Genomic DNA, 11,219 nt, shown 5'->3' with positions numbered 1-11,219 from the left:
GGGCGCAGGACCCGCCGGACGCGGCGGCCCGGTCGCTCCACCCGCGGGCCCCGGCAGACGCGGCGGCCGGATCGCGCCGCCCGCAGGCCCCGGCCGACCGCTCCCTCGCCCGTCTTTGACGGGGTCGCGCGCCCTGTGGTACACATGGGCGCGAGCTCAGCCCCGGACCCCAAGATTGGAGGAACCATGCCCACCGACCCATCGATCGAGACCCTCCGCATCCGCGAGGCCGCGGCCGGCGACCTCGACGGCATCGCGCGGATCTACGGCACCCTGTGGTGCAACACCCTGCGCAACCGGGGCGATATCGAGGACGCCGAGCTCGCCGCGCGCTTCAACGTGGCCATGCAGCTGCAGGACTCCCCCATCGCGCTGGTCGCGGAATCGGACGGCGAGGTGATCGCGGCCTGCATGGTCGGCGTGTTCGACGACGGCGCGCCGCGGCCCAACCCGGCATGGCAGCAGACCTACGACGAGCTGCTCGCGCAGGCGACGGCGCGCGCCGAGACCGCCGACGCGAAGCTCGAGGGCTCCCTGTTCGGCGACAGCCGCGAGAAGGCGACGTCGCGCCGGTTCGCCGCGACCGGGAACCCCTACGCGCAGGGCCAGGTCAACCTCATCATCATCGACCCCGCATGGCAGGGGCGCGGGCTGGGGCGCCGCCTGATCGATGCGGCCCGCGGCCACCTGCGCGACCTGGGCTGCTCGGCCTTCTTCCTCATGACCGACAACCAGTCCGACTACGCCTTCTACGACCATATCGGCATGGAGCGCATCGCCGAGGATCACAGCCAGGACACCGGGGACGGCTTCACGGTCTACATCTACGGGGACGCCTGCTAGCGCGGCGGCCCGGCGGCGGCATCCCGATGGTCGCCCCGTTCGAAGGAGGCGCCCGTCAGCGCAGGCGCCCGTCCCCGGAGCGCGGCCCCGGAGACGTGCGCCTGCACGACCCGCACCCCCGGGGCATGGACGCCGCCGCGGGGACCGACACGGCCCGCAGGCTCGCGCAGGCCCACGGGCTCAACCCGCGCGAAGAGCAGGCCCTGCGCCTCATGCTGCACGGCGCGTCCAACCGCGAGATCGCCTCCGGGATGCTGATCTCCGAGTCCACGGCGAAGAAGCACGTCAACGCCGTCTACCGCAAGCTCGGCGTGGCGAACCGCATGGGGCTCGTGCACCGGGCGTGCAGCGCCCTTCCCTAACGGCGCGCGCAGCCTACTCGGCGCGGACGCGGGCGACCAGGCGGCGGGCCGAGGGCGCCGCCGCGAGCAGCAGCGCGAGCATGACCGCGGCCCCGACGACCGAGGCGGCCCACATCGGGATGAACGACCCGAACGCGTCGAAGACCATGCCGGACATGATCGTGCCGAGCGCGTAGCCGAGCATCTCGAGGCTCGTGATCCACCCCGTGATGCGCCCCATGTCCTCGGTCCCGTACAGGCGCACCGCGACGAGCGGCGGGGCCACGGTGCCCATGCAGGTCCCGAACCCGAAGAAGGTGGCCGCCGCGATGGGGCCGACCGTCGTCTGCGGGAAGCACATGCCGAGGCTGCCCACGAGGCACGCGATGCTGCCGACGATGATGCCGGTGCGGACGCCGAAGCGGTCGTAGAGCCCGCCCGTCGCGATCTTGGACACGAGCACCACGATCATGTTGTACGAGTAGATCATGCTCGCCCAGGAGGCCGTGTGGCCCCCGGTGACGATCTGCTGCCCGTCGACCGTCACGGACGTGAGGTTGGTGATGGAGTTGGGGATAGCGGCGCCGTTCAGGACGCCCATGACCATGAACCCGGCGACGAGCAGCCAGAACGACGGATGTGTGCGCACCCTCCCCCAGCCGATCGCGATGTCGACGGGGGTGTCCCCGCCGCGGGCCTTCCCGCCGTCCGCCCCGGATGCCGCCGCGGAGCCCGACCCGTAGGGGGCGAGCCCCATGTCCGACGGGCGGCTGCGGAACACGGCCGCGGTGATGGGGAACGACACGATGAAGCACACCGCCGCGAGCACCAGGAACGCGGTGCGCCATCCGTAGGCCCCGATCAGGGAGCTCACCACGGGCGACAGGACGGCACCGCCGAACCCGGAGCCCGACAGCGCGATGGCGACGGCGAGCCCCTGCTTGGCGGTGAACCAGTTGGTGATCACGATGGAGATGAGCAGGCGCGTGCCGGCCACGACCACGAGGCCGTCGATGGCGAACAGCGCGAACAGCTGCCAGGCGGCGCCGACGCAGGCGAAGCCCACGAGCGCCGCGGTCGTGATGGCGACCGACAGCGCGCCGAGCAGGCGTCCCGGCACGCGGTCGACCACGTGCCCGATCACGAGCGCGCCCACGATGGACACGAGCGTGGACAGCGAGTTCGCCGCGTTGTAGGTGCCGACCGTGATGCCGAGGTCGGCGACGATATAGGGCTGGAACAGCGACATGCCGCTCACCATGATGGTATAGCAGGTCGCCATGATGAGGAAGCCCGCCGCGACGAGCAGCCATCCGTAGAAGGGGCGCCCATCCGACCCCGGGCGCGCGGTTTCAGCCATCTTCGATCCTCCGATCATCCTGCGGGGCGCGTCGCTGCGGCCCGCGTCCTTCCCTTCGCCTCCCGGGCGGCGCTACCCGCGGGCGCGGCCGCCGAGCCACCCCGCCGCGGCCGCCGCGTGCAGGGCAGCGCCCATCCACAGCACGGACTCGTCGAGCACCATGCGCGGGTTGTGGTGCGGCGCGGCACCCGGCGAGCCCGCACCCAGCTGCACGAACATGCTGGGGACCGACTCCGACACGTACGCGAAGTCCTCGGTCGCCGCCATGGGCTCGGTCTGCCGGACCGCGCCGGGGCCCGCCACCGCCTCCAGGGCGGGCAGCAGCTCCGCGGCGAGCTCGGGGCTGGTGTAGGTGCACGGGCAGCTGAACGCGGCGATCTCACACCCCGCGCGCCAGGCATGGCAGTAGTCCCGGATGAGCTGCGGCAGGCGCTCGAGCACATGGGCGCGCGCCGACACGTCGAAGCTGCGCATCCCGAGCTTGAGCTCGGCGGTGTCGGGCAGCACGTTGGGTACCGTGCCCCCGCCCATCGTCCCCACCGAGAGCGTGATGGATGCCGCGGGGTCGACCTCGCGCGTCATGAGCAGGTTCACCGCCTGGTACACCTGGTTGGCCACCATCAGCGGGTCGGTGCACTGCTGCGGGGCCGAGGTATGGCCGCCGCGCCCCTGGATGCGCACGGCGAGCGTGTCGAGCGAGGAGCTCGTCACCCCCGGGGTGTAGCTCACGCGCCCGGCCTGCTCGTTGGCGATGACGTGCAGCCCGAACGCCGCGTCGACCCGCGGGGCCTCCAGGGCGCCGTCGTCGATCATGGTCTTGGAGCCGTACCCCAGCTCCTCGCCGGGCTGGAACATGAGCTTGACGGTGCCGGGGAGCTCAGCCTCGTGACGCTTCAGGACGGCCGCGGCGGCGAGCAGCATCGCCGCGTGCGCGTCGTGCCCGCACATGTGGCTGCAGGCGCGCCGCGACCGGAAGGGGAGGTCGTTCTCCTCCGCGATGGGCAGGGCGTCCATGTCCGCGCGCAGCAGGATGCAGGGCCCGCCCGAACCGATCTGGGCGATCACGCCGGTCGACCGCGTCACGCCGGGGTACCCCAGCTCCTCGTACCGCCGGGTGAGCTCGGGCGAGACCGTGCCGCAGGGGCGCCAGCCGATGCCCAGCGCATCGAGCCGCTCCGTGACGAATGCCGCGGTCTCGGGCAGCTCCATGCCCGTCTCCGGGATGCGGTGCAGCGCGCGCCGGTCCTCGACGATGCCGTCCTGCAGGGCGCGCGCCTCATCGACCAGCCGCGCGACGAGTCCGCGTGTCTCCGGGTCCATCTTCAATCCCGCCTTCCTGTCCCGCGCCGATCCGCGGGACCGCTCGCCCCGGCGGGGCGCCGGGGTGTCTGTAAGTACAGGATGGTACACCCGGATGCATAGCGTATGCATGATTCTGCATATCTCAACGCGCCCATTAACCCGCACGCAACATTGGACGGCACCGGTGCCGGCCCATGCGGCGCCGGGCGGCCCCCGGGGGACCGCGCGGCGTGGGATGCGCGGGAGGCCCCCGGCGGCGCCCGCGGCCCAAGGGCGGAAGCGGGCGGGGCGCGGAATGACGCCCCGCCGGAGATGCGCCGTGCGCTATGCTGGTCCCATCAGACGAGAAGAAGGAGGCACCCATGGAACCGAACGCGCGCATGCGCTTCGTGAACGGCCGCATCCTCACCCAGGACCCGGACGCGCCCCGCGCCGACACCATGATCGTCGAGGGCGAGCGCATCCTGTGGGTGGGGGACGCGGGCGCCCTGCCGGAGGAGCTCGCCGCGGACGGCGGGCGCACCGTCGACCTCGGCGGCGCATGCGTCATCCCCGGATTCGTGGACGCGCACATGCACGCCCTCATGCTCGCGGGCTTCACCGGGCAGATCTCCGCGCTGCCGCCCGCGGTCACCTCCATCGCCGAGCTCACGGAGGCGGTCCGCGCCAAGCGCGCCGAGCAGGGCCCGGACGCGTGGGTCCAGGGCTGGGGCTACGACGAGGCGCTGCTCGCCGAGCGCCGCTCCCCCACCCGCTGGGACCTCGACGCCGGCTGCGACGACGCGCCCGTGTGCATCCTGCGCACCTGCGGGCACATCCGCTGCGTGAACAGCCGCGCGCTCGAGCTCGCCGGCATCACGCGCGACACGCCCGACCCCGCGGGCGGCCAGATCGAGCGCGACGCGGACGGCGAGCCGACCGGCGTGCTCAAGGAGAACGCGCGCGACCTCGTCAACCGGCTGATCCCCCATGCGAGCCGCGAGGACGACGTCGCCAACCTGCTCGCGCTCGGCAGGCTCATGGCGTCGCAGGGCATCGTCGCCGCCACCGACATGTGCACGCTCGACGGCACCGACGCGGTCCCCGTGATCGAGGCCGCCGTCCGGGCGGGATTCGCCCAGGATATCGCCAGCTACGTCCTGTGGGACTACGTGAAGGACGACCCTTCCTACACCATCGCGCCCGAACGGCGCGACCGGGGCGCGCAGGCGTTCTGCGCCGGCATCAAGCTGCTCACCGACGGCAGCGTGTCCGGGCGCACCGCGTGGTTCGACGTCCCCTACCGGGGCGCCGAGGGGGACAAAGAGGCCGCCTGCGGCTTCCCGACCTGCACCGACGAGGAGCTCGAGGGCGCGATCGCCTTCTGCCGCGAGAACCGCTGCCAGCTGTCGCTGCACGCCATGGGGACGCGCGCCATCGACCGCGCGGTCGGGCGCCTCGCGCAGGAGGAGCCCTGGTCGGACGGATCTTGGCCCTACGCGCGCGTGGAGCATGTGACCGCCCCGTCGCCCTCCGCCGTCGAGACCTTCGCGCGCACCGGCATCGCCGTGGTCACGCAGCCCATCTTCCCCTACGCCGAGATCGGGACCTACCGGGCGAACCTGGGCGATGAGCGCACGCGCGCCTGCTACCCCCTGCGCAGCCTGCTCGACGCGGGGGCGACCATGTGCATCTCCACCGACGCGCCGGCCACCTCCTGGGCCGTTCCGTCCGACCCCTTCCCCAACCTCAAGTCCGCCGTCGGCCGGCGCGCATACGACGGGTTCGACTTCGGGGCCGACGAGCGGCTGGATATCGAGGAGGCGCTCGCGCTCTACACCCGCGAGGCCGCGCGGATCGTCGGGTTCGAGGGGCTGGGCATGCTGCGCGCCGGCTACAAGGCGAGCTTCGCCGTGCTGGACCGCGACATCCTCGCCACCCCCGCCGACGAGCTCGACCGGGTGCAGGTGTCCGAGACCTGGATCCGCGGCGAGCGGGTCTACCGGCGCGGCTGAGGCCCCGCGCGGCACGGCTGAAGCCCCGCGGCGCGGCTGAGGCCCCACGGCGCCCTCCCCGCACCGCGCACGGAAAAACGGCGGCGACCCGAGAGGTGTCGGGTCGCCGCCGCTGCATGGAAGGCCGCACCGTGACGCCCGGGGCGGCCGGGCCCGTCCGGCGGGCGCTCGATGGAAAGCGTGCTTAGGAGAACATACCGGTCAGGTAGTCGTTCAGGCGCTTGTCGTTGGGACGCTGGAAGATCTGGTCGGTCTCGCCGTACTCGACCATCTCGCCCATGTAGAAGAAGGCCGTGCGGTTGGACACACGCGACGCCTGCTCCATGTTATGGGTCACGATGACGATCGCACGGTCCTTCACGATGGAGTTCATGAGGTCCTCGATCGCCAGGGTGGAGATGGGGTCGAGCGCCGAGCAGGGCTCGTCGAACAGGATCACGTCGGGATGCATGGCAAGCGTGCGCGCGATGCACAGGCGCTGCTGCTGGCCGCCGGAGAGCGCGAAGGCGCTCTGATCCAGCTTGTCCTTGACCTCGTCCCACAGGGCCGCGCCGCGCAGGCTCTCCTCGACCAGCTGGTCGAGCTTGGCCTTGTCCTTCAGGCCGTGGCGCTTGGGCGCGAACGTGATGTTCTCGCGGATGGACTTGTGGAACGGGTTCGGCTGCTGGAACACCATGCCGATGGAGCGGCGCAGCTCGTAGAGGTTCTCCTTGGAGGTGTTGATGTTGCGGTCCTGGTAGAGGATCTCGCCCTCGACGCGGCAGCCGCGGATCTCGCGGTTCATGAGGTTCAGGCTGCGCAGGAAGGTGGACTTGCCGCAGCCCGACGGGCCGATGAGGGCGGTGATCTCACCCTTGTGGAAGGTCAGGCTCGTATCGTTCAGGGCGTGATGGTCCCCGTAGTACACGTTGACGTCGCGGGTCTCGAGCACGACCTCGTCGGAGATGGCGATGCCGGTCATGCGGGAGCTCTTCTCGCTCGAGCCGACGCTTTCGAGGAACTGATCGGTCTCGTTCGTCATTCGGCGGTCATCCTCCTTGCGAGCGCGTTGCCGGCGATGCGCGACAGCACGTTGAACAGCAGCACGCAGATCATCAGCAGGGCCGCGGTGCCCCACACGATGTGCTGGGCCTCGGGGCTGCCCTCGCCGTAGATCTTGTAGATGTGCACGGCGAGCGATTCACCCGGACGGAAGATGTTCCAGGCGCAGGTGGGGCTCGCGAAGTTCAGGGACAGGAAGTTCAGGCGCGCCGGCGAGCTCATGCCGGAGGTGAACAGCAGGGCCGCAGCCTCGCCGAACACGCGGCCCGCGGAGAGGACCACGCCGGTCACGATGGCGGGCATGGCCGCCGGGATCAGCACGTGGATCGTCGTCTCCCAGCGGGTGAGGCCCATGGCCAGGCAGGCGTCGCGCTGCGAGCTCGGCACGTCCTCAAGCGCCTGCTGGATGACGCGGGTGAGGATGGGGATGTTGAACATCGTGAGCGCGATGGCGCCGGAGATGAGCGAGTAGCCCCAGCCGAAGTTCACCGAGAACATGAGGAAGCCGAACATGCCCACGACGATGGAGGGCAGGCTGGACAGGGTCTCGATGGCCGTCGAGGCGATCTTGGTGACCGGGCCCTCGGGGGCGTACTCGACGAGGAACACCGCGCCGCCGAGGCTGATGGGCAGCGAGATGATGAGCGTCAGGATGAGCAGGTAGAACGAGTCGAACAGCTGGTAGGCGATGCCGCCCTCGGTGCCGTTGGAACGGCTCGCCTCCGTGAGGAAGCCGGGCTGGAACAGCTGGCCGATGCCCTGTGCCAGGATGTAGACGACCATCGAGACGACGATGAGCATCACGATGCCGACGATGAGCGTGAGCACACCGGTGGCGATGCGGTCGTTGCGCATGGAGCGCTTGATGCGCGCGTCCTGCTGCGCGGTCGAGGTGCTAGCCACGTGCCTTCGCCCCCTTCGCGCCGATGAGGTGGATGATCAGGATGAAGATGAGGGACATGCCCATGAGCAGCAGGCCGAGCGACCACAGCGCGTCGTTCTCGACCGAGCCGGTGGCGTAGACGGCCATCGAGGTGGTGAGCGTCGTGGTGATGGTCGATGCGGAGTCGAGCAGGCCGGTGGGCATGACCTCGACGCCGCCGATGACCATGCGGACGGCGAGGGTCTCGCCGAAGGCGCGCGTCATGCCCAGGATGACCGCGGTCATGAGCGAGGGCGTGGCGCTCTTGAGCACGACGTGCCAGATGGTCTGCCACCGGGTGTAGCCGAGGGCGAGCGAGCCCTGACGGTAGCTGTCGGGCACGGCGCGCAGCGCGTCGATGGACAGGGTGGTGACCGTCGGCAGGATCATGAGCGCGAGCACGATGGAGCCCGGCAGGATGCCCAGTCCCAGCTCCACGTTGAAGATGGCGCGCACCGCGGCGACGATGACGTGGAAGCCGATCAGGCCGAACACGACGGACGGGATGCCGACGAGCAGCTCGATGAGCGGCTGGAAGACCTGCTTGCCGAACTTGGGCTGGATCTCGACGACGAAAATGGCCGCACCGATGGCGATGGGCAGGGCGATGATCGTCGAGATGACCGTCACCGCGAACGACGTGACGATCAGCGGAAGAGCGCCGGTGAACGGCAGACCCGTCTCCTCATTGGTGATCGCGAGGTTCCAGGTGGTGCCGGTGAAGAACTCCGCGATATTGACGCCGTCCTTGATGAACGTCGAAAGACCTCGCTGGGCGACCATGAAGATCAATGCCACAACGACGAGTGTCACGAGCGCGACGCAGGCGCCCGTGACACTCAATCCGACCTTCTCAAGGCTGCGCTTCGGCATCTGCTTAGCCATAACGCACCTTTCGAAACAGTTGTACGTACAGGGCGTAAAGACGGTGGGGCCGCTTTACTTCTCGGAGACGTTGCCCTCGGCGTCCTTGACGACCGTCATCTTGGAGACGGGGATGAAGCCCTGCTCCTCGACGAGCGAGCCCTGGACGTCCTCGGAGAGCATGTACTCCAGGAAGGCAGTGGTGGCCTCGTCGGCATCCTGCTTGCAGTACATATGCTCGGTGGCCCAGATGGGGAAGGAGTTGTCGTAGACGTTCTCGCTCGTGGGCTCGACGCCGTTGACCTTGATAGCGGTGAAGCTCTCGTCGTCGAAGTGGGAGAAGTCGAGGTAGGAGATGGCGTTGTCGGTGGAGCCCATCTGGGTCACGACGTCACCGGACTTGTCGAGCTCGGCCTCGCCCTTGAAGGTGCTCTCGGCGGCGCCGGCGCCGAAGACGGCGGCCTCGAAGGTGGCGCGGGTGCCGGAGCCGGACTTGCGGTTGAGGACGTAGATCGCGGCGTCCTCGCCGCCGACCTCGCTCCAGTTGGTGATCTCGCCGGAGAAGATGCCGGCGAGCTGCTCGATGGTCAGGTCGTCGACGGTGACGTTCTTGGAGACGACCGGGCCCATGCCCACGACGGCGACCTCATGGTCGACGAGGTCGGCGCACTGGTCGGCCTCGAGCTTGGTCTCGGCGAAGACGTCGGAGTTGCCGATGGTGACGGTGCCGTCGGCCACGGCGGTCAGGCCGGTGCCGGAACCGTTGCCGGAACCGGTGATGGAGACGTCCGGGTTGTCGTTCATGAACTGCTCGGCGGCAGCCTCGACGAGCGCCTGGAAGGAGGAGGCGCCGTCATAGGTCACGGTACCGGCGACCGTGGAGCCCTCAGCGGCAGCGGAACCGGCGGAGGCGGTGTCACCGCCGCAGCCGGCGAGGCCGAGGCCCGCGACGGCAGCGAGGCCGCCGGCGAAACCGAGGAACTGACGACGAGAGCAAGCGTGATCGAACATGGTTCTCCTTTCGCGAACGTGTCATTCGCAGCGTCTGTGCGGACGGCCATGCAGACCCGCCCGCTGTTCGATTGGCTACTCTATCGCTCGCGGAGCCGTTGCCACCGCTCGCCGACGTCTTATTACGATGCTCTGATTAACCATTACGTAACAATAGCGCGGACCTTACGGGACGTTTACAAACGGCCCGGGGAGCGGAGGACATGTAACGGGGAGCCCTTCTGCAGACCCTCGCCCTGAACCCGCGACGGCGGATCTGGCGACGGGTCATCGCCCGGAGCCCACGGCGGAGGTTCTGCCAGCGGGTCATCGCCCGTACCCGCTGCGGAGGTTCTGCCAACGGGTCATCGCCTGAAACCCGCGGCGGCGACCTCGCGGGAGGGCTTTTGTCCGGAACCCGTCCCTTGCGGCCTCTTGACTCCCGCACCCAAGGCGAGCGCATTTACCCCGGGAACGGGCAGACATGCCCCCGGAACGCCGAAAACTCGCCCAATCGGGCGAAACGGGTGTTCCAGGGGTGCGTCAGTGCGTTCCGGGGGTGCGCCAGGGCGTTCCGGGGGTGCGTCAGGGCGTTCCGGGGGCATGAGAACCCGCTCCGGGGCACGCCGAATCGTTCCCGGGGCGCAGCAAGACACACCAGGCTCATCACAAGATCCCAACGGGGACATGTCCGTTCGTCATGGGAACATACTCCTGGCCGCCGCGGTGGCGACGGCCGCTCTGGACACCTCCGCTCGTCACGGGAACATGCTCGCGCGCTCCCCGGAGATGGCAAGGGCTCCCCAAAGATGGCCGGGTCTCCCCGCAGATGGCAGAGTCTCTCCAGGACGTGGCCAGGTATTCTCGGGGTGCGGCGGATGTTCCCGTGAATCCCGAAGTGACCCCTCGTTCGATATGCAGCTTCACGCGGTGCGAAGTGCCTGCTGGATGGGATGCTGCCAGAATATGCCCTTTGAACGAAAGGAGCTCGACTCGCACAGAAAGCGGGAGGGCGGCCCGCATCCGGACCGCCCTCCCGCCGATTGATATATGTCGCACATTCTCAGAACTCGAACAGTCCCCGCAGCTCGCTCATGCCTTGCGTCACGAGTCCGCATCCGAGTCGAACGAGTTGCTTGCGATGCGCAGCGCGCACCCGACCACCATGGTCGGAATCGCCCACAAGCGCGCATCCCCTCCATCAACGATCGGCAATACAACCAAAGAGAAAGTGGAGGCAAGGGACACCAACATGAATAGGATGGCAGCGACGCGGAGCACCCCGCGCACGTGCCGCGCACGCACCGGATCGCCGCTTCCACACTGTGGCGCGGAAGTGCCGCGACACAGAATGTACAGCGAGCACGCAAGGCAGCCGTTGATGAACTGAACCCGGCCCGCAAAGCACAGAACTACGCACACCATGAGCGCCGAACCGACGAGCAACGCTGCGGCCGCCCTTCCAACCGATCCACCCATGATTCACCCGAACCTTCTTCAGGAGCTCCCTCAAAACAGGATAGCGAATCCTCCCGTGCAGCATGAACTGAAAACCAAGGGCC

Annotated in this window: 10 protein-coding genes; 3 read left to right on the top strand and 7 right to left on the bottom strand. The window is 69.1% G+C overall.

Annotated elements, in window-relative coordinates; translation table 11 throughout:
• Positions 1-186 precede the first annotated feature (186 nt).
• Positions 187-843 (top strand): GNAT family N-acetyltransferase, encoded by a 657-nt coding sequence (locus PHA29_RS01790; RefSeq protein WP_270847745.1) that lies wholly within the window; start codon positions 187-189, stop codon positions 841-843.
• 26 nt (positions 844-869) lie between these two features.
• Positions 870-1,205 (top strand): response regulator transcription factor, encoded by a 336-nt coding sequence (locus PHA29_RS01785; RefSeq protein ID WP_270847744.1) that lies wholly within the window; start codon positions 870-872, stop codon positions 1,203-1,205.
• A 13-nt stretch (positions 1,206-1,218) separates the two neighbouring features.
• Here the strand turns inward: PHA29_RS01785 and PHA29_RS01780 are convergent, their stop codons facing one another.
• Positions 1,219-2,544 carry an MFS transporter gene (locus PHA29_RS01780; protein ID WP_270847742.1) on the bottom strand — a complete coding sequence of 442 codons (1,326 nt, stop codon included), beginning with the start codon at positions 2,542-2,544 and terminating at the stop codon, positions 1,219-1,221.
• Positions 2,545-2,616: 72 nt separating this feature from the next.
• Entirely contained in the window at positions 2,617-3,864 is a 1,248-nt protein-coding gene (locus PHA29_RS01775) for a M20 metallopeptidase family protein (protein WP_270847740.1), read from the bottom strand.
• Between the two features lie 344 nt (positions 3,865-4,208).
• Between PHA29_RS01775 and PHA29_RS01770 the strand changes: the two genes are divergently transcribed.
• Positions 4,209-5,840, top strand: a complete 1,632-nt coding sequence (locus PHA29_RS01770; RefSeq protein WP_270847738.1) for an amidohydrolase — start codon at positions 4,209-4,211, stop codon at positions 5,838-5,840.
• A 184-nt stretch (positions 5,841-6,024) separates the two neighbouring features.
• Here the strand turns inward: PHA29_RS01770 and pstB are convergent, their stop codons facing one another.
• The 5 genes from pstB to PHA29_RS01745 all read right to left on the bottom strand — a co-directional run bounded on the left by pstB (position 6,025) and on the right by PHA29_RS01745 (position 11,136).
• Entirely contained in the window at positions 6,025-6,861 is an 837-nt protein-coding gene (gene pstB / locus PHA29_RS01765) for a phosphate ABC transporter ATP-binding protein PstB (RefSeq protein ID WP_270847736.1), read from the bottom strand.
• The gene (gene pstA / locus PHA29_RS01760; RefSeq protein WP_270404121.1) at positions 6,858-7,784 is read right to left on the bottom strand and encodes a phosphate ABC transporter permease PstA; all 927 of its coding nucleotides are present in this window, start codon (positions 7,782-7,784) and stop codon (positions 6,858-6,860) included. Before pstA ends, pstB begins: the two co-directional genes overlap by 4 nt.
• The gene (pstC, locus tag PHA29_RS01755; protein WP_270404119.1) at positions 7,777-8,688 is read right to left on the bottom strand and encodes a phosphate ABC transporter permease subunit PstC; all 912 of its coding nucleotides are present in this window, start codon (positions 8,686-8,688) and stop codon (positions 7,777-7,779) included. Before pstC ends, pstA begins: the two co-directional genes overlap by 8 nt.
• A gap of 54 nt (positions 8,689-8,742) precedes the next feature.
• Positions 8,743-9,678: a phosphate ABC transporter substrate-binding protein gene (locus PHA29_RS01750; RefSeq protein ID WP_270404117.1), complete on the bottom strand. Its 936-nt coding sequence runs from the start codon at positions 9,676-9,678 to the stop codon at positions 8,743-8,745.
• Positions 9,679-10,761: 1,083 nt separating this feature from the next.
• Positions 10,762-11,136 carry a hypothetical protein gene (locus PHA29_RS01745; RefSeq protein WP_270847733.1) on the bottom strand — a complete coding sequence of 125 codons (375 nt, stop codon included), beginning with the start codon at positions 11,134-11,136 and terminating at the stop codon, positions 10,762-10,764.
• Positions 11,137-11,219: the final 83 nt, after the last annotated feature.

Source organism: Candidatus Collinsella stercoripullorum, from assembly GCF_027669965.1.
Lineage (GTDB): Bacteria > Actinomycetota > Coriobacteriia > Coriobacteriales > Coriobacteriaceae > Collinsella > Collinsella stercoripullorum.
This window is presented reverse-complemented; position numbering and strand designations above follow the sequence as displayed.